The sequence below is a fragment of the Paraburkholderia sp. J11-2 genome (assembly GCF_905220185.1).
GTDB lineage: Bacteria > Pseudomonadota > Gammaproteobacteria > Burkholderiales > Burkholderiaceae > Paraburkholderia.
On the sequence record NZ_CAJMYY010000013.1, the window covers coordinates 32,552 to 55,878 of the forward strand.

Annotated in this window: 23 protein-coding genes and 1 riboswitch; of the genes, 13 read left to right on the top strand and 10 right to left on the bottom strand. The window is 63.6% G+C overall.

All coding sequences use genetic code 11. The annotated features are described in order from the left end of the window. Positions 1–33 precede the first annotated feature (33 nt). Positions 34–1,371, top strand: a complete 1,338-nt coding sequence (locus U5A57_RS19130) for an MFS transporter (protein WP_321913232.1) — start codon at positions 34–36, stop codon at positions 1,369–1,371. Positions 1,372–1,502: 131 nt separating this feature from the next. Beyond that, on the top strand, positions 1,503–2,582 hold the full coding sequence (locus U5A57_RS19135) for a porin (protein ID WP_321913233.1): 1,080 nt from the start codon (positions 1,503–1,505) through the stop codon (positions 2,580–2,582). A 68-nt stretch (positions 2,583–2,650) separates the two neighbouring features. Here U5A57_RS19135 and U5A57_RS19140 read toward each other — a convergent pair whose 3' ends face one another. Beyond that, a complete protein-coding gene (locus U5A57_RS19140; protein WP_321913234.1) occupies positions 2,651–3,034 on the bottom strand; it encodes an ATP-dependent protease in 384 nt (127 codons plus the stop codon). 201 nt (positions 3,035–3,235) lie between these two features. Continuing rightward, a riboswitch (Fluoride riboswitch) is annotated at positions 3,236–3,298 on the top strand. Between the two features lie 158 nt (positions 3,299–3,456). On the opposite strand from U5A57_RS19140, the gene U5A57_RS19145 reads away from it, so the two are divergent. The 7 genes from U5A57_RS19145 (at position 3,457) to U5A57_RS19175 (ending at position 9,438) form a co-directional block, all read left to right on the top strand. Then, positions 3,457–4,992: a MutS-related protein gene (locus U5A57_RS19145; protein WP_321913235.1), complete on the top strand. Its 1,536-nt coding sequence runs from the start codon at positions 3,457–3,459 to the stop codon at positions 4,990–4,992. Beyond that, entirely contained in the window at positions 4,989–6,542 is a 1,554-nt protein-coding gene (locus U5A57_RS19150; RefSeq protein WP_321913236.1) for a MutS-related protein, read from the top strand. Before U5A57_RS19145 ends, U5A57_RS19150 begins: the two co-directional genes overlap by 4 nt. An 83-nt stretch (positions 6,543–6,625) precedes the next feature. After that, entirely contained in the window at positions 6,626–6,955 is a 330-nt protein-coding gene (locus U5A57_RS19155) for a DUF190 domain-containing protein (RefSeq protein ID WP_321913237.1), read from the top strand. 175 nt (positions 6,956–7,130) lie between these two features. Further along, entirely contained in the window at positions 7,131–7,499 is a 369-nt protein-coding gene (locus U5A57_RS19160) for a DUF190 domain-containing protein (protein ID WP_321913238.1), read from the top strand. Positions 7,500–7,641: 142 nt separating this feature from the next. Next, a complete protein-coding gene (locus tag U5A57_RS19165) occupies positions 7,642–8,133 on the top strand; it encodes a YbaK/EbsC family protein (protein ID WP_321913239.1) in 492 nt (163 codons plus the stop codon). 186 nt (positions 8,134–8,319) lie between these two features. Beyond that, complete coding sequence (locus U5A57_RS19170; protein ID WP_321913240.1) at positions 8,320–8,526, top strand: hypothetical protein; 207 nt, start codon at positions 8,320–8,322, stop codon at positions 8,524–8,526. A 57-nt stretch (positions 8,527–8,583) separates the two neighbouring features. Next, the gene (locus U5A57_RS19175) at positions 8,584–9,438 is read left to right on the top strand and encodes a class I SAM-dependent methyltransferase (RefSeq protein ID WP_321913241.1); all 855 of its coding nucleotides are present in this window, start codon (positions 8,584–8,586) and stop codon (positions 9,436–9,438) included. Positions 9,439–9,465: 27 nt separating this feature from the next. On the opposite strand, the gene U5A57_RS19180 is transcribed toward U5A57_RS19175, so the two are convergent. Then, a complete protein-coding gene (locus U5A57_RS19180; protein WP_321913242.1) occupies positions 9,466–10,794 on the bottom strand; it encodes an FAD-dependent oxidoreductase in 1,329 nt (442 codons plus the stop codon). A gap of 349 nt (positions 10,795–11,143) precedes the next feature. On the opposite strand from U5A57_RS19180, the gene U5A57_RS19185 reads away from it, so the two are divergent. The 4 genes from U5A57_RS19185 (at position 11,144) to U5A57_RS19200 (ending at position 15,787) form a co-directional block, all read left to right on the top strand. Beyond that, positions 11,144–12,103: a DMT family transporter gene (locus U5A57_RS19185; RefSeq protein WP_321913243.1), complete on the top strand. Its 960-nt coding sequence runs from the start codon at positions 11,144–11,146 to the stop codon at positions 12,101–12,103. A gap of 119 nt (positions 12,104–12,222) precedes the next feature. Next, on the top strand, positions 12,223–12,861 hold the full coding sequence (locus U5A57_RS19190) for a 4Fe-4S dicluster domain-containing protein (RefSeq protein ID WP_321913244.1): 639 nt from the start codon (positions 12,223–12,225) through the stop codon (positions 12,859–12,861). 15 nt (positions 12,862–12,876) lie between these two features. Then, entirely contained in the window at positions 12,877–14,526 is a 1,650-nt protein-coding gene (locus U5A57_RS19195; RefSeq protein ID WP_321913245.1) for an FAD-dependent oxidoreductase, read from the top strand. 19 nt (positions 14,527–14,545) lie between these two features. Next, complete coding sequence (locus tag U5A57_RS19200; protein ID WP_321913246.1) at positions 14,546–15,787, top strand: NADH-quinone oxidoreductase subunit F; 1,242 nt, start codon at positions 14,546–14,548, stop codon at positions 15,785–15,787. Positions 15,788–15,792: 5 nt separating this feature from the next. Here the strand turns inward: U5A57_RS19200 and U5A57_RS19205 are convergent, their stop codons facing one another. From U5A57_RS19205 to U5A57_RS19240, 8 genes are all read right to left on the bottom strand, one after another. Then, positions 15,793–16,530 carry a GntR family transcriptional regulator gene (locus U5A57_RS19205; protein ID WP_415774287.1) on the bottom strand — a complete coding sequence of 246 codons (738 nt, stop codon included), beginning with the start codon at positions 16,528–16,530 and terminating at the stop codon, positions 15,793–15,795. Between the two features lie 83 nt (positions 16,531–16,613). Beyond that, positions 16,614–17,018: an oxalurate catabolism protein HpxZ gene (gene hpxZ, locus U5A57_RS19210; RefSeq protein ID WP_321913247.1), complete on the bottom strand. Its 405-nt coding sequence runs from the start codon at positions 17,016–17,018 to the stop codon at positions 16,614–16,616. Beyond that, positions 17,015–17,680: an isochorismatase family cysteine hydrolase gene (locus U5A57_RS19215; RefSeq protein ID WP_321913248.1), complete on the bottom strand. Its 666-nt coding sequence runs from the start codon at positions 17,678–17,680 to the stop codon at positions 17,015–17,017. The genes hpxZ and U5A57_RS19215 overlap by 4 nt, the downstream gene beginning before the upstream one ends. Before the next feature lie 44 nt (positions 17,681–17,724). Next, positions 17,725–19,338: an ABC transporter ATP-binding protein gene (locus U5A57_RS19220; RefSeq protein WP_321913249.1), complete on the bottom strand. Its 1,614-nt coding sequence runs from the start codon at positions 19,336–19,338 to the stop codon at positions 17,725–17,727. A 2-nt stretch (positions 19,339–19,340) separates the two neighbouring features. Further along, on the bottom strand, positions 19,341–20,033 hold the full coding sequence (locus U5A57_RS19225) for an isochorismatase family cysteine hydrolase (protein ID WP_321913250.1): 693 nt from the start codon (positions 20,031–20,033) through the stop codon (positions 19,341–19,343). A gap of 75 nt (positions 20,034–20,108) precedes the next feature. After that, the gene (locus U5A57_RS19230) at positions 20,109–21,035 is read right to left on the bottom strand and encodes an ABC transporter permease (RefSeq protein WP_321913251.1); all 927 of its coding nucleotides are present in this window, start codon (positions 21,033–21,035) and stop codon (positions 20,109–20,111) included. Continuing rightward, positions 21,028–22,179 (bottom strand): ABC transporter permease, encoded by a 1,152-nt coding sequence (locus tag U5A57_RS19235; RefSeq protein WP_321913252.1) that lies wholly within the window; start codon positions 22,177–22,179, stop codon positions 21,028–21,030. Before U5A57_RS19235 ends, U5A57_RS19230 begins: the two co-directional genes overlap by 8 nt. A 30-nt stretch (positions 22,180–22,209) precedes the next feature. Further along, on the bottom strand, positions 22,210–23,307 hold the full coding sequence (locus U5A57_RS19240; protein ID WP_321913253.1) for a BMP family ABC transporter substrate-binding protein: 1,098 nt from the start codon (positions 23,305–23,307) through the stop codon (positions 22,210–22,212). Positions 23,308–23,327 lie beyond the last annotated feature (20 nt).

The window sequence follows — 23,327 nt, forward strand, 5'->3', positions numbered from 1 at the left end:
TGCGAACGAACCGCACCCGATAACGGAGACATCATGCGATCTACCCTTGTCGACGCACCCGGCAACTGCCAGGGCGTCCCAAACACAGCGCCGGCCGGAACCGTCAGCGGCCTGCGCCCGGTCATCAGCCGCAAGGCCGTTGCGGCAGCCGTGACCGGCAATGCGCTCGAATTCTACGACTTCGTGATTTACGCGTATTTTGCCGTCTATATCGGGCACGCTTTCTTTCCGGTCGGTGGCCAGTACGGGAGCCTGCTGCTTGCGGCGGCGACGTTCGGCGTGGGCTTTTTCACGCGCCCGCTAGGTGCGGTGCTGATCGGCGCTTTTGCCGATCGTGCGGGCCGCAAGCCCGCACTCATTCTCACGGTTGCGTTGATCACGGTCGGCACGCTGGGAATGGCCGCCACGCCGTCATATGCCAGCATCGGCATGGCGGCGCCGCTCATCGTGGTGCTGTGCCGGCTTCTGCAAGGCTTTGCGCTAGGCGGCGAGGTCGGTCCGGCGACGGCGCTTCTCATCGAAGCCGCGCCACCTGGGCGGCGTGCGCTCTATGCAAGCTGGCAACTCGCAAGCCAGGGCATTGCAGTCGCCGTGGGGGGCGTATTCGGTGTGTTGGTATCGATGACATTGCGTGCGGACCAACTGGCGGCATGGGGCTGGCGTATTCCGTTCATCGCGAGCCTGCTGCTCGTTCCAGTGGCTGTCTATATTCGCCGGAGTCTGCCCGAAACGCTCGAGGACAACGACGCTCGCACGGCGTCTGAGGTATTGGGCGGCGTCGTGCGTACGCATCGGCGCTACCTGGTGCTGGGCGTGTTGATGACGCTCTCGGGCGCGGTCTCCTCGCAGATCGGCAACTACATGACGACCTACGCCATCCAGACGCTGAAGCTGCCGCCAACGATCGCGCAGACGAGCGCACTGGTCGGCGGCCTGTTGACGTTTGCAGGCGGCCTGGCCGGCGGATGGCTGTGCGACATGCGCGGCCGCAAGATCGTGCTGATTGCACCGCGCGTGCTGCTGATGCTGTTGAGCGTGCCGATGTTCCTGTGGCTGCAGGCCGCGCCGGGCGCAACGAGCTTCCTGCTGGTGACGGTGATTCTCGCGTTGCTGACGGCCATGAGCGCAACGGCGGCGATGGTGGTCATGCCCGAATTGCTGCCCGCCAGCTTTCGCAGCACGGGTGTGTCGCTCGTCTACGCAATCGGCACGACGCTGTTCGGCGGCACCACGCAGTTCGCCGTGACGGCCTTGATTGCCTGGACCGGAAGCCCGATGGCGCCCGCGTGGTACATGGTGGCGACCAGTGTGCTGAGCCTTGCCGCCATGGCGATGCTTCCCGAAACACGCAACGTGGACGTGTCCAGATAGCGTTCGGCACCGTGCGCGGCAGTGCCCGCGCCCGGCCAGCTACTCACCGCACCTTCGCATCATGCCGGGCGTAAGCCTGGCAGGGGCGCTCGCGCGCCTGCATTTTCACCATAAAGACAATAGAACGAGACATGAAAAAGACCATGATCGCCGGCCTCGTGCTGGCCGGTATGCACGGTGCTGCGAACGCGCAGTCGAGCGTGACGATTTTCGGCAGCCTCGATACAGGGCTGACCTACGTGAGCAACGTCCACGGCAGTTCGTCTTTCGCCATGGCAGACGGCATCAACAAGAGCAACTCGCTAGGTTTCACGGGTGTCGAAGACCTGGGCGGCGGCAAGCATGCGCTATTCAAGCTGGAAAACGGCTATTCGGTGAACACGGGTACGTTGGGGCAAGGCGGACTGCTGTTCGGCAAGCAGGCTTATGTCGGCCTGGGCGATGCGTCGATTGGAGATGTGACGCTCGGGCGTCAATACGACTTCGCGTACTCCATGATCCGCTATTTGCCGTGCTTGTCGTGTGGCATCTACAGTGTTGAAAACGGCGACCTGGATCGCGTTTCCGGCGAGCGGTTGAACAACACGGTGCAATTCATGTCGCGCACGGTTGCGGGCTTTTCGGCCGGCGCGCAGTACAGCTTCGGCGCAAGTTCCGGCAGCACGACGACAAACGCCGGTCGCGCGGTGAGTGCAACGGTGCAATACGCCGGCAGCGCCTTTGCCGCAGGCGCCTTCTACACCGATATCAATGGCGCCCCCGTCTATGTCGGCATGACTGGCGCGGCGGAAATCTTCGGGCGCCCGATCACGCCCGCTACCGCGTTGCTCGTCGACAAGCAGCGCATCTTCGGATTTGGCGCGACCTATACACCGGGTCAATGGCGGGTGTCAGCGGTTTATACCAATACCCATCTGGAACTTGGAAACGCCAGCGCACAGGATCAGGTGATTCACGTCGGCGGTGAGTATCGGCCCCGGCCCGATCTCGTGCTCGCTACCAAGCTCACGTACGACAAGCTCGATGCGTCGCATTGGCTCACGCTCTCATGCGGCGTGGACTATTTGCTCTCGAAGCGCACAGATGTCTACCTCGACGTGCATGCGCAGCGAGCATTCGGGGACAGCACCAAGGCATCGATCGCGCTGGCCGGCACTTCGTCGACAGACAGCCAATTCCTGTCGCGTGTGGGCATCAGGCATTTGTTCTAGCCGTTCTCGCGGGTACGGCCTGATTTTCGGGGGCGACGCTCTGGTCACACCCCGACGCCCAGCGGTGATCAGAGGTCTCCGCGCACTTCACCGGTGCCCAGCACGTTGCGCTGCCGGTTGACCTCCGCCCAAAGCGCATCGCTGTCGTCGTCGCGCAGCAGGACCATCCAGTCCAGTTGATCGTCGGTCACGCCGAAGTATTCCAGGATCTCCCTGCGAACGGCATCGACGAACTGCGCGTATTCCGGCGTTGCCTGGGCCTGCGCGTGCAAGGCGTCGTATGCCGCATCGTCCACGCCGCCGCCGTGCTCGTCGATGTAGTGCGAGATCCACTGGTCGCGTTCGCGGTCGTAGTCGGCCTCGGCGCGCATCGCCTGCACAGCCGTGTAGAAGTCCAGTTGGGCAAACGCGGCGATCGCCGCCGTTGTTGCCTCGTCGAATGGGGTTGTCATCGCATATCTCATGTGGGCCGTGGCACATTATCGCGCGGGCCGCGACTGGACGCCCGAGACTCCCTCACTTTCGCAACTGCGATGCCCGCGCAGGCGGCCTGCGGCGCGTTCGAACGCTGTCGATGCGGCAGCTGCCACACACCGCGTTCTGCCCGGGTACGCCCGCCTGGGGGCTTGCAGCGCTGGCGATAGAGGCGTAACGTTGTTGCAGGAGATGGCATTCTCCTGGAACCGCCCCGACGGGCTAATGATGCCTACCGGCCTGGGAACAGGCACTGTCGGTGCATGCGGTTTCTTCGCTGGCCCCACCTGTGTCTGTGCCGTCAAGACGGCATCTCCCGGTTCACATCGTCACAGCCCAACCTTCGTTGGGCTTGGGTTTCGTCGCGCTCTGCCAAAGGCGTGGCGACGAGGGACTGGAAATGGGATTTCACAGCATCCTGTTTGAGACACCCGAAGACGGGCCGCTTGCTGGCGAAGTGCACGAGCCGGAGTGCTTTGGCGACCTGAATCTCGACCAGATTGAGCTGAAGCTCACGCAAGGCTATGACGAGTACGACCTGAAGCCGTTCTTTCGTACAGCGCTCGATCGTGAGAGTGCAATACGGTACCGGCACGACGTGATGCGCGACCTCGGGAGCCACGAGATTTCCCGCTGTATTCACGCCTTTGCGCAGTCGATGCGCAAGATGCGCTCAGCGCTGGCACAGGCAGAGAAGCTTTACTATCCGCGACAAAAACAATGGTGGTTTCTCGAAGCTGCGTTCCGGTATTGCGATGCGCTTGGGACGTTAGAAGCCACGCTACATGAGACTCACCCGAAGTCGGCAGGCTTGCGCGAGTTCAGCGCGTGGCTTGCAGGGTATCTTCGTGGCGAGGACTTCATCGGACTCAGGCGAGATGTGGTGGACCTGCAGACGGCGCTGGAAGCCGTTAGATACGCGGTGCACATTCACGGCAACGCGGTGGCCGTGCTGAATGACGACCGCGAGAGCGATTACAGCGCATACGTCGTGGCTATTTTCGAGCGATTCAAGCAGGGTGAGGTCAAGGACCACAGTGTCGAGGTCAAGGAATGGCCGGAAATGAATCACGTCGAGGCACAGATACTGGACTACGTCGCCAGGCTCCAGCCTCAACCATTTGCGATGCTCGCCAGCTTCCAGCTCAATCACACTGACTTCCTTGACGCCACCATCGCCTCATTCGACCGCGAGGTGCAGTTCTACATCGCGTACGACGCCTATATTCAGAATTGCCGGGAGCAAGGTCTTCCATTCTGCTTCCCGGTGGTTTCGTCGTCGAGCAAGGCCGAACGTTGTCACGATACGTTCGACCTCGCGCTCGCGCACAAGCTGTGTGCAGACAAGCTTCCAGTTGTGCGCAACGACTTCTGGCTGGAGCGTGCTGAGCGCATTATTGTTGTCTCGGGTCCCAACAACGGCGGCAAGACGACTTTCGCCAGAGCGTTCGGGCAACTTCACTACCTCACGAGGCTGGGTTGCCCGGTGCCCGGCAGTGAGGCGCGCCTGTATCTCTGCGATCAGCTCTTTGCACATTTTGAGCGTGAAGAGAATACGAAGGACATGCGCGGCAAGTTGCAGGATGACCTCATGCGCATGCACGCCATCCTGGCGCGAGCCACGCCCCGCAGCGTCATCGTGATGAACGAGATTTTCAGTTCCACGACGCTTGCCGATGCGCTATTTCTCTGCCGCCGGATCGTCAACCGGATTATGGAACGCGACGCGCTTTGCGTATGCGTGACCTTTGTCGAAGAGTTGGCCCGGCTCGGCGCGCAGACAGTGAGCATGGTCAGTGAAATCTGCCCGTCCAATCCGGCGCAGCGAACGTTCCGTATTCGCCGAAAGCCCGCCGATGGACGCGCATACGCCGTCTCTGTGGCCGAGCAGTACGGGCTCACCTATGAACGCCTGAAGGAGCGCCTTGCATCATGAAAGCATGGTTGCTCTATGCGCAGCGCGATTTCGACTGGCATCGCGGTGAACAATGGAACGAAACCACGCTCACGCGGGATCTCGAACTCGCCACCGTCTTTGCGGCGATGGGGGCGGGCGACGAATTTCTCGAGGGTGTGGCGAAGAAGGTCGTGACCGTCAGTCTGGATGAGCTTGGCGACATTCTTTATCGACAGGCCGTGCTCAGGGATTGTCTGAGCCACGAGGCCGTTGTACGGCGGCTCTATGCGATTGCCGTGGAGGCGCAGGAGACGGAGCGCAAGAGCTTCTACTGGGGATTGACGGCTTCGGCGAGCAGCGTCCTGCACTCGGCCCGAGACCTCGTGCAGGCGTATTTCGCCTCGTTGGTGAAGTTGCGCCAGCTCGCGGACGACGAAACGTCGTCATTCGAATCGGCCGGGTTCAGACGGTTCTTCGCGATGGTGCGCGAAGCGTTGCCGGATGACTATTTCGCAGCTGTTAAGCATTGCCTGAGGGAACTCAGGTTCAACCGCGGTGTGCTGATGAGTGCGCAACCAGGTCGTGGCAACAAGGGCACCCGCTACGTTTTACGCAGACCCCACGAGCCGGACCCGAATCTGATTCGCCGTCTATTCGCAAGGCGGCCACGCTCATACACGTTCCGCATTGCCGAGCGAGATGAGAACGGCGCCCGTGCGGTCGCCGAACTTGAAGCGCGCGGCATCAACCACGTTGCAAACGCGCTTGCCCAGTCGGCTGATCACATCAAGCGCTTCTTCGCGATGTTGCGCGCGGAGCTTGGCCTCTATCTGGGTTTCATGAATTTGCGCAACAGACTGGCAAAGCGAGGTTTGCCAGTCTGTTTTCCTGTGCCTTTTCCGGTTGAGCAGCGCAGGCACAGCTTCTCAGGGCTGTACGACATCAGTCTCGCACTGCGTGTGGAGCACGCACCGGTGGGCAACGATGTCGACGCGAACGGCAAGGATGCTATGGTCGTGACCGGCGCGAACCAGGGCGGGAAATCGACTTTTTTGCGTAGTATTGGAATCGCACAAGTACTGCTCCAGGCGGGCGGCATCGTCGGCGCCTCGGCATTTGAAGCAAACGTCGCGACCGGGATCTTCACGCACTACAAGCGGGAGGAAGATGTCACGATGCAAAGCGGAAAATTCGACGAAGAGTTAAGACGCATGAGCGAGGTCGTTGACCATATCCGGCCTCACGCGCTCTTCCTGTCAAACGAGTCGTTTGCATCGACCAACGAACGTGAGGGCTCGGAAGTCGGTAGAGCGATTATCGAGGCTCTGCTCGAGGCGCGCGTAAAGATATGCCTTGTCACGCATCTGTTCACGTTGGCAAAGGGTCTCGCTACTGAATGCGCGTTTCCCGCAGTCTTTCTGCGGGCCGAACGCCGGGAAGACGGCGAGCGCACGTTCCGCCTGATTCAGGGAGAGCCGCTGCAAACGAGTTTCGGGCAGGACTTGTACCGCGCCTTATTCGAGGAAGACGCCATGGAGTCAGACGATGCTGGGCATAGGCAGGAGCGTTCGCCACGCGTTAAGGCTTGACCCCAGGGCAGCAGCCAGCGGGGCGTCGTCGCTTCTCTGGCTTTTGGCCCGGCACAGTTCATTAACTTGATCAGGAGGTGTTTATGCAAGGTAGTCAACTGACCATCTATGCGGCTAATCAGAGTCATCGCGTCCGGCACCTTTCTGTCGTTGACTGGATACTTGAGGAAGCCAGGCATGCGGACATTCATGGCGCCACGGTGGTCGAGGTAGCCGAAGGTGTAGACCACAAGGGAAAATATCATGCGGCTCGCTTTTTCGAGCTTGCGGAACAGTCGGTCGCCGTCACCCTTATCGCCGGAGATGCGCAGATTGACAACCTGCTCGACACGCTCAACGGCGGCGGTGTTCCCCTCTTTTATACGCGTACGCGAATCGAATACGCCACGCTTGGAACGAAAGCTGCGGACTGAGGACAGAACACGCTGAGCTTGTGCCCTATGTCGCGCGCGTGCGCTGCAATGCAGCACATGTCGGCGCCAGACCCTTGCACTAGAATGGATTGAGGGTCCTTCGGTGCCGGGTCGGCACCGAAGGACCTTCCGGCTGCAGCTTCTGCTCAGCGGTCTCCCGCGCGTGGAGGAGGGCATGAACGGCTTTCAGCTTACGTTTTACACCGAACATGACCGCCATCACGGACATCGGACGGTGTGCGAATGGCTGCTTCACGAAGCGGGCCGCCTGGGAATCCACGGCGTCACAGTGATCAACTGCGCGGAGGGGACTGGGCATGCCGGCGCACATCATGGGGCGCATCTGCTGAATCTCGCTGACCAACCGGTGCAGGTTATTCTCGCCGTCACGGAAGACGAGGCGCAGCGCATGCTCGACGCCGTTGAAGCTGAGCACGTTCACGTCTTCTACACGCGGTTTCCCGTCGAGTTTGGGGTGCTCGGTGCGGACTCGCAGCAGGCAGGGAAAGCGCGCTTTTCCCTATTCGGTCATAAGCCGAAATAGTCACTTCACACCATGCGCCGCCAGGTCTTCGTACTGCGAATCTGCGGCGGCGGCGCCGGCGTGCTATTCACGCGCGTGTGAACTATTCTGAAGTGGTGACTAGCGGCTGGTTTTCTTCTACGCATTCGACAGGAGGTGTGCCATGTCGATGTCGACCACTCTGCAGGAACGCCTGCGCAGCAAGGGCTCACGCTACGAAATCGTGCGCCACCCATACAGTCATTCGAGCATGGAAAGCGCTGCGGCAGCGCACATTCCCGGCGACCGCCTTGCAAAAACCGTACTGCTCGAAGACGAGCACGGCTATGTGGCCGTCGTACTGCCCTCGACCTATGCTGTGCAATTGTCGGAGCTTTGGAACAAGACAGGCCGCAGGCTCGCCCTCGCGACAGAAGCCGACCTGCGCGAGCTGTTCAAGGACTGCGATGCTGGGGCATTGCCGCCAATCTGCGGGGCGTATGGCATGAAAACCTATCTCGAAGCGAACCTGGCGGGGCAGCCGGACATCTACTTCGAGGCGGGCGATCACGAAGAGCTGGTTCATATGGAAGCGGACGAGTTTCTGGCGCTGATGGACGACGCGGAGCGTGCCCATTTTGCAAGGCGCATGCGAGGCATGAGTGGCCGCGCGTGAGTGAGCGGTGCGGGGCCGCCGCGCATTGAATGTCGACGTAGCGGTAAAACTCCCACGTTCGCGTGCAGATCTCGCGCGACGAAAGGGCGCGCTCGTGCTCGTACGAATGGGCGGCAGGACGCGCGGGCGCGGCGGCGATACCCGCGGCATCGAAGGAACGCACGGCGGCGACTCAAGGAGCGAACGATGAAGTTCTATGCGCGTGAGTACGAAGGGCGTCTGGAGGTGTTCAGCTTCGATGGCGTTTATCGAATCCGTATCACCCAGTTGTGCGGCGCGGCACAAAAAGCGTTCGTGGATACCGTCCAGCTATGGATCAATGACGGCGTATCGGCAGACGAAGCCATTGCGCGAGAGGCAGAGTCGCTGGCCCGGTTAATTAAGGAATACTAGAAAATCCGGCGTTCGGCGAAGCCGCGACGTGCTCACCCGCCCCGTAGGAGAACCCGGATGGCCTCGCCCGAAGAGATCAACGCCGACATGCTTGCCTTCTGGAACGGGAACGGCGGCGACATCTGGGTGGCGCGACAGGCGCACACCGACATCACGCTCGCGCCGGTGACAAACGCCTTGCTTGCCTTTGCCGCACCGCATGCCGGAGAGCGGGTGGTGGATATCGGCTGCGGTTGTGGCGCGCCCACGCTGGAATTCGCGCGCGCCGTGGGTTCGTCCGGCCGCGTGGCGGGGTTGGACATTTCCGGGCCAATGCTTGCTGAGGGTAAAAGGCGCGCGAGCGCCGCCGGCATTGCCAATGTCGATTGGCGGCACACGGATCCGGCAACGGCCGCACTGGACGAATACGATTTGCTGATTTCCGCGTTCGGCGTGATGTTCTTCGGCGACCGGGTGGCGGCATTTGCCAATATGCGCCGCGCCGCCGCGTCGGACGCGCGCATGGCGCTCGTGTGCTGGCGCGCGCTGGCCGAAAACCCGTGGATGGAAGTGCCGATGACCGCGGCCGCGCGGCACTTGCCGCCGAGGCCGCAGCCGGTGCCCAACGCGCCCGGAATGTTCGCCTTCGCCGATCGGAACCACGTGACCGAGGTTGCCACGGCGGCCGGCTGGGCGCCGCCGCACTTCGAGAAGCTCGACATGGACCTCGATATCGCCGCTGGCCGTGGGCTGGAGGAGGCGGTGGTTCAGTCAACCCAGATCGGCGCGGTGAATAGTTGGTTGCGCAATCAGCCAGCGCAGATTATCTCTGCCGCCACCGCATCGGTTCGCGAGGCGCTTGCGCCCTATGCGGACGGTGCGAGAGTGCGGTTGCCCGGCGCGATGTGGTTAATCAGCAGCACGCCCGCTTGAATGAGCGTTGGCCAGCTGCCGTACCGATCAGGCTGTGCCCCTTTCAGCGCGCGGCAAGATGCCATCCTCGACGAAAAAACGCCGACGCGCCGTTTCGTCCGACGGAGCCTCGGGCCCCATCCCTCTGATATCGGGCATGCGATCGGGCTCCATCGCGAGACAGGGCAGAACACGGGCGCGGCGCTCATCAGCGATCTTTCCGCGTTCGTACAGCAGTTGGGCGAGCCAATCGTGCACACGGTGCAGCGCGCCGTAGTACCGGTCGTGCTCAAAAGCGTATGCGTGCGCAGCGGCTTCCCAGTCATCACCCGCAAGCAAACGGTGAAGCAGCACCCTGACGTCACGCAGCGTCAACGACAGCCCTCCTCCCCACGCCGGGTCACTGGCCGCCGCGGCGTCCCCAATCAGCACCACGCCGCCGTTGCAGGGATGATCGACCCAGCTATCGGCACCGGGATATGAGGCAAGCGGGCCAATGACGCGCGCGTGTTCGAACCAGTCGCGCGGCACGCCCGTGTCGACACACGCATCGACGAATTCGCCGATGTGGCCGTTTCCGCTGATGGGCCGCGCAAGCTGCCCGACCCGTGAGACAAAATATGTGCGAAATCGCTGACGGCCGATTGGATAGATCAGTGCGGTCTGTCCCAATGCCGGGCACTGGAAGTGGTGGATCGCGTCTTCTGGAGCATCCAGCCCTTCACACAAAACCCCGGCAACAATCAGTCGTCCGGCGTCCTGATTAAGCGAAAAGCCCGCGGTCCGGCGCACTACCGACCTGCGACCGTCAGCGCCCACGACGAGGCGCGCTTTCGCCCAATGTTTGCCGTCGTTCGTGCGTATCTCGGCAACCGGCGCCTTGCCCGACACATCACCGGGTTCGACGCCTACCACCTCGGCTCCACGCAGCACAATTGCCCCCGATGCTTCTGCCGCGTCCAGCAGGGTGCGTTGCATCGCCGGGTGAAAAAAGTTCAGACACGTAGTGTGTGCGGGGGTAGTGGCGGCAAGGTCCCGGCAATCCATATGACCCGGTCCCGTGTATTTCTTCCAGAAGGGCACCACGTGCGCCCCATCGTCGAGAAGCAGGCGTTCAATCCCGAGCGTACTGGCTTCGACCACGCCCCACGGGAAGATGCCTTCGCCACGCACGCGGTCCTTGAACAACGTTTCGCGCTCGACAATGAGCGTGTGCGCCCCGGCGCCCGCCAGTGCGCGGCCAAGCGCGGCGCCGCCAAGGCCGCCGCCCGCGATCACGACGTCGTAGCTGCACGGTGTCATCTGTAGACCTCCGCCGCGAATGACGTTAGTAAACCGGCATCGAATGAGCAGGCGCCAGTGCACCTGGTCGCGCATTCGTCCATCGCCATTATGCAGCTTGCATGTTTTGGCGCACCACAATTCGGTGAGCTGTCAACTCGCACTCGAACTTGCGAGCGGTGCAGGTCGCGCGCTGGCCGCGAGGCTGTTTGCCTGCGCGAGAGCGCCCGGTCGTAACAGACAGCCACGATTTCGGCAAAAAGACAGCATAGGTGAGAGTATTCAGGATGCCGAAGAAGCAGTTCCAGCAGCGTGATGAGCCGATGCGGACTCCGGCGGACGCGCTGTAATTGGTTGTCGTTCCTGGACAACTATCTGCCTTATTCTGGAATGCCGCCAGGTCCGTAGTCGATAACCTCGTTACAGGCGACTTCGGAGAATAAGTATGCAAGCGCAGTTTTTGATCGGCGTCGCGGCCGCCGTTTTTGCAGCCTTCTCGTGGTCACTGAATTTCGTGGCCCCGTATGTCGTTGGCCCCTACACCATTTACGACATGGCCGTGACACGCTTCCTGCTCTCAGGAATTTTGGGCCTGCTGTTGTTCGTGGCGGTGAAGGATCGGGGCGCACGCACGGCCACAGGTGACTGGCTGGTCGCCGCGTGGCTCGGTTTCGTCGGGTATGTTGGCTATTTCGTGACCATCATGGCAGCTGTACGGTTCGCCGGCCCGATTATCCCGCCCGCCATCGTCGCAACTGTGCCCGTGGTGTTGGCCATCGCCGGCAACCAGGGCCCACAAGCCACGTCGTGGAGAGTGTTGAGCCTGCCGCTAGGCTTCATAGCGTTGGGGCTGGTAATGGTGAACTGGCCCGGGCTCATCGCGGCACTTAACGGCTTGTCGGCAAGCGTGATCGCCGGAGTCGCGATTTCATTCGGGGCAGTCTCGCTGTGGACAGCGTTCGCACTGTCGAATCGGAACGCACTCAAAAAACGCCCGACAATGGATCCGCGCAAATGGACAGCGATGATGATGATCGGTGGCGCAATCGAAATCGCGTTATTCGTTCCTGTGGCCACGCATCTTTCACTACTGAACTTCGCCAGCCTCGGATTGCAATGGCCGGCGTTCGGGATCATCCTCCTCAGCTCCTTGGTGCTCGCCGCGGTGGGGTCGATTGCCGGTTCGTGGGCATGGACGATTGCGTCAAAGCGGCTTCCGATTGGGCTCGCGGGTCAGCTTATCGTCACGGAAACCGTGTTCGCCACGTCGTTCGGTCTGGTGGCGAGTCGCCGATGGCCGACGTTCAACGAGGCAGTCGGAGTCGGAGCCATTGTCTGCGGGGTCGTCCTCGCGCTTAAAGTTCGGCCTTCGTCGGCGGTCGAGGCGGAGGAGGTCGTCACTTAGATCGATACCTCGCGCGCATGCGACCTGCGCATGGCTACAACCGGCGTTGTGCTAAGGTTCATATGACGTTTTCCGTGGGTTCGCCAGTGCGGCGCCGATGTGCCGCAAGGAGACCGAATATGGTTTGCCTGAGCATTGAGGGGCGCGAGCTGGAAGCGCCGGCCACCTGCTCGATCCTGCAGGCCTTTGTGCATGCTGGCCAGACGCTCGTCGAAGGCGTCGGTTGCATGGGGCAAGGTGTGTGCGGGTCCTGTCGCGTCATGGTTCGGCGCAGCGGTGAGCCGGAGGTCAAGACCGTACTCGCGTGCGAGACGCTGGTCGAAGAAGGCATGCAGGTCGCATTCCTCGATTACCTGACGACGCCTGCGCGCCACGTGTATCGCATGGAGGACCTCGGCGATAGCTGGCAGGCGCTACGCACCATGTCCGAAATATTCCCGGAAGCGTCCCATTGCCGCCATTGCAGCGGCTGTGATCGCGCCTGTCCGAAAGGCCTCGAAGTCCAGCGTGGTGTGAACCTGGCGGTGGAGGGCAGGCTCGACGCATCCAGTCAGGTTTTCGACGAATGCGTCATGTGCAACCTCTGCACGCTCGCTTGTCCCGAGCACATTCGGCCCAACCATCTCGGCCTGTTCGTGAGACGCATGATTGCGGCTCACTCGCTGCGTCCGGCCAATCTTATCCGCAGGCTGCAGCAGATCGAACGCGGCGAAATGAAGATCGACTTCGACGCACCAGGCGCGCAGCCGCCGCGTTGACCGCTCCCTACGAACATGTCTATCGGCATCCCTTACGAAAACGCGCTTCTGCGCTACCGCGCCGGCGTTGCGCCCGTGCTGCGTGCGGACGGCCAAGCCGTCGACGATCTCCTCAAGGGCTATCACCCCGACCACGGGCCGAATGCGCGCGTGGCCCTGGCCGTTGGTGTGAACCGGGGCGAGTCCTGCCAGCCGGATCTCGCGCGCCAGTTGCAGGCCAACGCGTTGATCGACGACGTCGACCTGGCCGGCGCGCAACTCGTGCATACCGACGTGCTGGTCGTCGGCGGCGGTGGCGCAGGGTGCGCTGCGGCGCTCACCGCGGCGAAAGAGGGCGCGCAGGTCATGCTTGCCTGCAAGCTGCGCCTGGGCGACAGCAACACCGTGATGGCGGAGGGGGGAATCCAGGCGGCCGTGGGGGAGGACGACAGCCCCCAGCTGCACTTCGAAGACACATTGCGTGCCGGCCACTTCTGCGGCGACCCTGAGCTCGTCGCGCAAATGGTGATGGACGGCCCCGATGTGATTCGCTGGCTCATCCAGCTCGGCATGATGTTCGATCTCGAGGACGACCGGCCGATCGGCGGCAACCTGTTGCGCAAGAAGCCCGGTGGCGCCTCGGCGGCGCGCATTCTCTCGTATCGGGACTACACCGGGCTCGAGATGATGCGCGTGCTGCGCGAGGCCGTCGACCTCGATGCCGGCATCGAGGTCTGGAACCGTTGTCCCGTGGTCGAACTGCTCTCGGACGAGCGCGGAAACTGCGCGGGCGCCGTGCTCTACAACCTCGAATGGCGGACCTTCGTGCTGGTGCGAGCCCGTGCCGTGATTCTCGCCACGGGCGGAGCGGGGCGGCTGCATTTGAATGCCTTTCCCACCTCCAACCACTACGGTGCAACCGCCGACGGCCTCGTCCTGGCGTATCGAATCGGCGCGCGGCTGCGTGAGCTCGACTCGTTCCAGTATCACCCGACCGGGGTGGCCTGGCCGCCCCACATGGCGGGCGGCCTGATCTCGGAGGCGGCGCGCTCCGCAGGGGCGAAGCTGATCAACGGCGAAGGCGAACGTTTCGTCGACGAGCTCAAGGCGCGGGACGTGGTGGCGTCGGCAATCCTGCGCGAATGCGCGCAAGGGCGCGGCATCACGCACGACGGTCAGGTCGGGGTGTTCCTCGACACGCCGACGCTCGAAATGGAGAATCCGGGCATTCTGGCGCAACGTCTCGTCACGTTGCGCCACCTTGCGCACAAGTGCGGTATCGATCCGGCACGGCAGCCGTTTCTTGTTTATCCCACACTTCACTATCAGAACGGCGGCGTCGCAGTAGACAAGCATGGTGCGACGAGCGTGCCCGGCCTGTACTGCGCGGGAGAGGTCACAGGAGGGATCCACGGGCGCAACCGGCTGATGGGCAATGCCCTGCTCGACATTCTGAGCATGGGCCGCCGGGCTGGGGCGAGAGCGGCAGCGTCGAAGGCGCGCACGATGGCCAGTCGCGCGGGCATCGGGCACGTTCACGCGTGGCAGCGCGAACTCACTTTGGCTGGATTGCCGTTGCACATGAGGGCGCCGCAGCTCTTCCCCGACTACGCGCATTTCGATTTGCAGGCCGACGCCAGCCTGCGCCCGGATGCACGCGCACGCGCGGCCCGCAGCATCCGGTAACGCGATCCACGGAGCGCCAATGGACAAGCTCAATCAGATTCTGTTGCGCGATGAGATCCGCGTAGGCGCGAATCTCGATGGCTGGCTCGCGCGCGGCGGCGGTGAAGGACTCGAGAGGGCGCTGCAAGACCCAGAAGCGATCATTGCGGAAATTGCCGCGGCGGATTTGCGCGGCATGGGCGGCGCCGGATTCCCGACGCATCGAAAATGGACGCCGGTTGCCGCTGCCCCAGAAGGGGACAAGTACATCATCTGCAATGGCAACGAAGACGAGCCCGGCACCTTCAAGGACCGCTTTCTGCTGGAACATACGCCTCACCAGGTGATAGAAGGCGCGCTCATCGCGGCACTCGCCACGCGCGCCAACCACGTCGTGCTTTATGTGAACCCGCATGAGCAACAGGCACTCGCGGTCACGCGCGAAGCCGTGCGGCAGTGGCGCGAGCATCCTCTATTCACGGCGATCGAACAGGTGATCGGAAGGACCGTCTCGCTTTGCGTTCTCGCCAGTTCGGGGCTGTACATCGGAGGAGAGGAAACGGCGGTCATTGCCAGTGTTGAGGGCGGCTTTCCGTTTCCACGGCGCAAACCCCCATTCCCCGCACAACAGGGCGTACATGGCGCACCGACCATCGTCAACAACACGGAGACGCTGGCTCACGTACCGGGAATATTGCGCCATGGCGCACAGTGGTATCGGGACCTGGGCGTTGGCGATGCCGCGGGAACCAAGCTTTACTCGCTCTCGGGCGACGTCTTGCGTCCCGGTCTGTACGAACTGCCGATGGGCACGAGCCTCGCGGCGCTCGTCTTCGAGTGCGGCGGCGGCATGCTGCAGGACAAGGAGTTCAAGGCGGTCTTCACCGGCGGCCCCTCCAACACCCTGCTGACGAAACGCGAACTCGATGTTGCGCTCGACTTCGACTCGGTCCGGCAACGCCGCTCGCGTCTTGGCACGGGCGCGATGATCGTCGTTTCGGAAGGCACCAGCATCGTGCGCAAGGTCGCGGAGTATGTGAGCTTTTTTGCCCAGGGCTCGTGTGGGCAGTGTCCGCCGTGCAAGGGCGGGACGTTTCAGTTGATGCGGCTTCTCAACCGGCTCGACACGGGCCGCGGCGTACGCGCCGATCTCGATTCGCTGGAGAACCTGTGCCGCATTCTTCCGGGCAGCGGACGTTGCGGTCTCATCGACGGCGCGGTGACTGTCGTGGAAAGCTCGCTCAACCAGTTCCGCGAAGAATACGAAGCACTTCTAACCTAGCTGGCCTAGCTCACGAAAGGCAGCTTTTCATCGCGTGCGGTTGCGAGCATCGACAGCGTGATCTTTCGCACCTCCAGCTTGCTTTGCGTGATGTGAGCGCGCAGCAGGATGCTCGCTTCGGCAAACTTCCTGCGATCGATGAGATTGAGCATCGTCGAATGCTCGTCGTAGGTGGCGCTCGTGCGATGCGCCTTGAGAAAATCGAGTCTTCGCACGATGCGGATACGTTCGGTCACCTCGTTATGCACGCGCAGCATCTCGTCGTTGCCCGCTGCGCTCACGAGGCCGCGATGAAAGCCCTCGTCCAGTGCGAACATGGCAGCCGGATCGCTTTCGCGTTCGCTTTCCTCGATGCACCACACGGCCCGCAGCGCGTCCATGGCGTGGTGGGGGACGCCAGGGAGCCGCTCGATCGCCGCCAGCTCGAGCACGATGCGCAGGTCGTAGAGCTGGTCGAGCCGGTTGAAGTCGATATCGCAGACTTTCCAGCCACGCCGGAATCCCACCTCGAGATACCCTTCGCGCAGCAGGCGGAACAGCGCGTCGCGCACCGGCGTGCGCGACACGCCGTAATGCTGGGCGATGTCGTTTTCGGAAAAACGGTCGCCGGGAAACAGGCGGAAGTTGAAGATGTCCTGCTTGATCAGCTGATACACCTGTTCCGCAAGCGGGTTCGCGCTATAGACCATCTTCGCGCCAGATGCTGGGGAGGCCTCGGCGGCCGCTTCGGGCAAGTCGTTCATGAGTCGGGTGTAGAAAACGTCGATAGTTTTGCAGCGCGCCCGTGTAACGCGGGCGCCGAAAGCCGGTTCCTTATTATCCGCGCTTAGACAGGTTCGATGAGGCTCACGTGCGCCGCCACGATCATCCAGCCGCCGAACGTATCGTCCGGAGTGTGCAGCCGCGCCCACGTCTGCATCTGGCGGCCTGTCAACGGCGTTGCGTCGCTCGTGAACTCCGTGCTCACCGTCGCATAGTCGGCGCCGAAAGTCGTCACCACGGTGCGATGCAGGCGTCTCGAGCGTGGCACGGGCACACAGGTCTCCCGCCAGCGGCGGATCGCCTCGCCGCCGTGCTGAATTTCGGCGATGCCGTAGCGTACGGTTTCCGGTGCGTCCCAGAAGAGTGCGTTCATCGTTTCGACGTCGTTGTCGACAAGCGCGCGCTCGTAAGCCTCGAAAGCCGCTTGCACCTGCGCGACAATTTCGGGCCGGTTCAGTTCGAGCGTCATCGGGCTGCCTCCAGCAGGGCGTCGAGCGGCGCCGTCCAGCCGACGATACCGCCCTGCGAATGAATCATCGCAATCGTGGCCTCGCGAAACGCGGGAATGTAGCTCGCCGTTGCATCCTCGATCAGCAGGCATTCATAGCCTCGGTCGTTGGCTTCGCGCATCGAGGTTTGCACGCAGACCTCGGTTGTCACGCCCGCGAACACGAGGTGCGTGATGTCCCGCATCGCCAGTTCCTCGCCCAGGCGCGTGGCGTAGAAAGCGCCTTTGCCAGGCTTGTCGATGACGAGTTCGCCATCGAGTGGCCTCAGCGAATCGATGATTGCGTTGCCGGGCTCGCCGCGCACCAGGATGCGGCCCATCGGCCCTTCGTCGCCAATGCGCGCATTCGGCGTGCCGCGCAGGCGTTTGGCCGGTGGGCAATCGGACAGGTCGGGTGCGTGCGATTCACGCGTGTGTACCACCTGCCAGCCCTCGGAACGTGCGTGGGCGAGCAGCCGCGCGACCGTCGGCACGATGCCGGAAAGCAGCGACACGTCGTTGCCGAGCGCCTCGCCAAAGCCGCCTGGCTCGATGAAATCGCGCTGCATGTCGATGACGATGAGCGCCGTGTGGCGCGCGTCGAACGTGAACGGAACGGGCTTGGCCCGGGCGATGGTTGTCATCGCTGTCCTTCTCCCTTTGTGCTGTGTGTTGTTCGAGTGTCGGCTCAGGCGCTTGCATGCAGCACGGTCGCCTCGGCCGGCTGCGGCTTGCCTTCGTCGCCATGGCCTGCCATGTGACGCCCGAGCACCACGCGGTCCGCAACGCTTGCCGCCGTCTCGTACACGAGGCGGCCTTCGGCCATCACGACAATGCGGTCGGCGAGTTCCAGGAGTTCGTCGAGGTCTTCGCTCACGAGCAGAACCGCCGCGCCGGCATCGCGAGCCGCGAGAATCCGGGCATGGATATCGGCCACAGAGGCGAAGTCGAGTCCGAACACCGGATTGGCGACGATCAGCACGTTCACTTCCTGACCTAGCTCGCGTGCCAGTACGGCGCGCTGCACATTGCCGCCGGAAAGCGTGCCGATGGCGCGTTCGGGCAGCGGCGGCCGCACGTTGAATTCGGCGATCAGCCGCTCGGCGCGCGCACGCATCGCACGACGGTCAAGCCACCATCCCCAGCGCCGCAGCGGCGAGCGATCGAAATCGCGCAGCGCCATGTTCTCCGCCACGCTCATCCCCGCGACGCAGGCGTTGCGCAGCGGCTCCTCGGGAAGCGCGAACACCCGCAGCCGGGTCATTTCCTCGCGTGTCGCGGCATAGGGCGCGCCCTCTACGCGCATCTCGCCCGAGACCACCTTGCGCTGGCCAACGAGCGCTTCGATCAGCTCCTTCTGGCCGTTTCCGGAGACGCCCGCGAGCCCGAGAATCTCTCCCGCCCGCACCGAGATCGAGGCTTCGCGGACTGCGGCGTGGCCGCGGTCGTCTACGACCGAAAGGCTCGATAGCGAGAGCTGTACCGGGGCGTCAGGCGAGTGAGTCCGGCGCGCAAGCCGCGCCTCGCCAGCGTCTTCGGCGGCCCCTTCGCGCGCTTCGAGGCTCGCGTCGCTGCCCATCATCCAGGCGGCCAACTGGTCGCGGTTGGTGTTGGCAACGGCGCAGGTCGCGACGAAGCGTCCTTTGCGCAGCACGGTCACGTTGTCTGCATAGGCCATTACCTCGCGGAACTTGTGCGTGATCATCAGTACCGTGAGGTCGCCGCACGAGGCGAGCTTGCGCATGAGGCCGAGCACTTCGTCCGCTTCCTGAGGGGTGAGCACGGACGTCGGCTCGTCGAGGATCAGGAACCGCTGTTCCAGATACAGCTGCTTGAGGATCTCGAGTTTCTGTTTCTCACCGGCCGCGAGGGACGACACGGGCGCGTCCAGCGCCAGGCGAAACGGCATGCGCCGCATGAACGCGTCGAGTGCCTTGCGCTGCGCCGCCCAGTCGATCTTCCACGGCAGCTTGCCGCGCGCGAGGAGCAGGTTCTCCTCGACGCTCAGCCCGGCCGCCAGCGTGAAATGCTGGTAGACCATGCCGATGCCGAGCGCCTGGGCATCGCGCGGGGACGTAATGTGCACCTCGCGTCCGTCGGCCAGGATCGCGCCGTGATCGAGCACGCCGTAGCCCACGAGCCCTTTCACGAGCGTGCTCTTGCCCGCACCGTTTTCCCCGAGCAGGGCGTGGACGGTCCCGGGCGTCACCTTGATCGTGACGTCGTCCAGTGCGCGGAATGCACCGAATGACTTGGTAGCGCCGATGACCTCGACGCCGAGCGCTCGCGCCGGGCTCGCCATGATCAGCGCTCCAGGGCGGCGACGAGCGCCGCCGAATCGGAGACCGTGCCGAACACGCCTCCCTGCATCAGCACCATGTTGAGCGCCGCGTCGTGATTGCGCTTGTCGGTCGCCCCGCAGCAGTCTGCGAGCAGGGTGCATTCGAAGCCGCGGTCGTTCGCCTCGCGCATGGTCGTGTGGACGCACACGTCGGTGGTGATACCGGTGAGCACGAGGTTGGCAATGCCGCGCGTGTGCAGGATCAGCTCCAGGTCCGTCGCGCAGAACGAGCCCTTGCCTGGCTTGTCGATGACGATCTCGCCGGGCAGTGGCGCCAGCTCGCCGATGATCTCCCAGCCAGGCTCCCCGCGCACGAGAATGCGCCCGCACGGTCCGATGTCGCCGATGCCCACGCCATTCGTGCCCGCCTGGCGGCTGCGCCAGCGCTTGTTCGCGGGCAGATCGGACAGATCCGGGCGATGCCCTTCGCGCGTATGGATGATCGTGAAGCCTAGTTCGCGCATGAGGCCCAATACGCGCTTGATCGGCTCGATCGGAGCGCGGGTGAGCGAGAGGTCGTAGCCCATCTTGTCCACATAACCGCCGTAGCCGCAAAAGTCGGTCTGCATGTCGATGATGACGAGCGCCGTGTTGTCCGGGCGCAGGTCGCCGTTGTAGGGCCAGGGGTAAGGACGCGCTTCGATGTACTGGGTCATTTTCGTTCTCCGGGCGTGCGCTTTCGGGCGCACGCGATTCTCGATTCGGGCCGGCCGTTCAGGCGGCGTTCACGCTCAGCGCGTGAGGCTCAGTTCGCCTGGCGCGCCGGTCAGCGTGCGGTCGGGCCGGCAGTTGACGATCATGAGCGCGAGCGTCAGCACGTAAGGCGCGGCGTTGAAGAGGTAGTAGCCGGTCGTCACGCCGATTGCCTGCAGGGCCGGGCCAAGCGCGCCGGCGGCGCCGAACAGCAGCGCCGCCCAGAGACAGCGCAGCGGCTGCCAGCGCGCGAAGATCACGAGTGCGACGGCCATGAGGCCCTGGCCGCTCGACAGTCCCTCGTTCCAGCTGCCGGGATAGACGAGCGAGAGATACGCGCCGCCCACGCCCGCGAAGAGGCCGCCCACCGCCGTCGCCAGCACGCGCACGCGCGTGACCGGGTAGCCCATGGCGCGGGCGCTCTCGGCGTTCTCGCCCACGAGCCGCAGCGTCATGCCCCAGCGCATCGAGCGAAGGCCCCACTGCAGCGCGACCGCAAGCACGACGCCGATCACGAACAGCAGGTTGATGTGCAGCGCGTTGTGCACTTGCGGCGAGGCCGCCCACGCGCCGAGATCGATCGACGGGAGCATCGGCGCCTGCGGCTCGATAAACGGCTTGCCGAGATAGAACGCGAGGCCGGTGCCGAACAGCATGAGCGCGATGCCGAATGCGATATCGGACACCCGCGGCAGCGAGCAGACGAGACCGTGCAGGCAGCCGAGCACGAGACCGGCCGCCGCCGCCGCGAGCACGCCGATCCACGGCGAGCCCGAGAGATACGAGCCCGCATACCCGCACATGGCGCCGGAGACGAGAATCCCTTCGAGGCCGAGATTCACGCGTCCGCCTTTCTCGGTCAGGCACTCGCCGAGGCTCACGAACAGATAGGGCGTGCTCACGCGAATGGCGCCCGCGAACAGCGAGAGCAGCAACACCGCGACAGGCGAGTGGAGGCTAGACATGATGAGTACGCTCCAGCGAGACGGAAGAGGCGTCGAGCGCGGCGGCCTGCAGCTTCACGCGCCAGGCGGCGAGGCGAGGCGCGAGCGCCTCCCACGCGAGCAGGTTGGCGAAAAGCAGGCCCTGCAGCACGAGCGTGGCGGCGTCGGGCAGGTCGAGGCGGCGTTGCAGCAGACTGCCGCTCGCCTCGATGCCGCCGACCATCAGCGCGCACACGATCACGGCGAACGGGTTCTGGCGCGCCGCGAACGCGACCAGGATGCCTGCGTAGCCATAGCCCGAGAGCAGCGACGCATTCGCGCTGCCTTGCACGGCCGCCACTTCGAACATCCCGGCAAGTCCTGCCGATGCCCCGCCGAGCGCACAGGCGGCGAGCGCGAGTCCGCCCACGGGCAAACCAACAAGGCGCGCCGCGCGCACGTTGCCGCCCGTTATGCGCATGGCGAAGCCGAGCGTGCTGTGGCGCACGAGCACCCAGGCGGCGAGACACGCGAGCGCGCCCCAGAAGAGCCCCCAGTGCACGTCGAGACCCGGCAGCGAGCCGATGGTCATGGCGTCGGGGATGGGAAGCGTCGACGGCTTGTTGAGGCTCGCGGGATCGCGCAGCGGCCCTTCGACCAGAAACTTGAAAACCGCGATGGCGATATACGACATCAGCAGGCTGCTGATGGTCTCATTGACGCCGCGCCATTGACGCATCGCGCCTACCGCACTGATCCACAAACCGCCCGCGAGCATGCCGGCGATGGCCATCAAGGGCGTGGCGATGAACCAGGGCGTCGCGTGCGGCAGGCATGGCGGCACGACGGCCGCCGCGAGCCCGCCGAGCGCGAGCGCACCTTCGCCGCCGATCACGATCAGGCCGACCTGGGCGGGCAGCGCGACGCACAGGGCAGTCAGCATGAGCGGCGCGGCGCGCAATAAGGTGTTCTGCCAAGCGAACGACGAGCCGAAAGCGCCCTGGACAATGAGGTCAAGGGCCTCGACGGCCGGCTGCCCCTGGACGAGCAGGAACGCGCCGAACAGCACCAGCGTGGCGGCGATCGCGCATAGCGTCGGCAACGCAGGCAGTACGGCAAGCACCAGACGCGCAATGCCAGCGGGCAGTCGCGGCCGCCCGTGAACCGGCGAAAGGGAAGTGGACATCACGACTCCTGGTGAGGACGCAAGCAATCCTCAGATCTGGCCAACCACACCGGCAACCAGATAGTTCATGCTTTCGAGCGCGATATCGGTCTGGGCGTAACTCGTGCCGGACGCAATGGCGCTACCACCCTTGTTGTCCTTCATCGGCCCCTTGAAGATCACGTAATCGCCCGCGACCATTTTTGCCTTGATTGCATCGGCATTCGTGCGGGCATCCGGGGTCACCTTCGCGCCATACGGCGACATCTTCACGAAGCCTTCACGCAGGCCGCCACGCAGGATATTGGGTTGCGTCTTGCCCGTTTGTGCGTTGGTGACGAGCAGCTTGTAGGGCGTGGCCCAGTCCCATTCGGCACCCGTCAGATAGCCCTTCGGCGCCAGCGCCGCCTGGCTTGCGTGGTAGCCGCAGCTCATGGCGCCACGCTTTTCCGCTGTCTCGATCACGACCTTCGGGCCGTCCACGTGGCACGTGAGGACATCGCAACCTTGATCGACGAGGCTGTTCGCGGCTTCCGCCTCTTTCACCGGCATCGACCAGTCGCCCGTGAAGATCACATGCGTCGTGATCGACGGATCGACCGATTGCGCGCCCAGCGTGAACGAGTTGATGTTGCGCAGGACCTGCGGAATTGGCTTGGCCGCGACGAAGCCGAGCTTCTTCGTTTTGCTCGCATGGCCCGCCACGACGCCGTTCAGGTACTGGCATTCGTCGATGTAGCCAAAATAGCTCGAAATGTTGGCCGGATTGCCGATCTTCCAGAGGCCGCCGCAGTGTGCGAAGCGAACCTTCGGGTATTTGGCCGCCATCTTCAGCACATGCGGATCGAAATAGCCGAACGAGGTCGCGAAGATCAGCGTGGCGCCGTCCTGCTCGATCATCGCCTCCATCGTCTTTTGCGCGGCGACGGTCTCGGGCACATTCTCTTCCTCGACGACCTTCACGCCCGGCAGCTTCTTGATGACGGCTGCCGCCTGCGCCTGGGCCTGGTTGTAGCCGTAGTCGCCGCGCGAACCCACGTAGATCACGCCGACCGTGAGCGGTTCGGCGCCGAAGGCGAGGTCGAATGGAAAGGCGCTGCCAAGGGCGAGGGCGCCCGCGCCCTTGAGAAAATGACGTCGGTTTGTCATGGCTGGACTCCTCACGAATT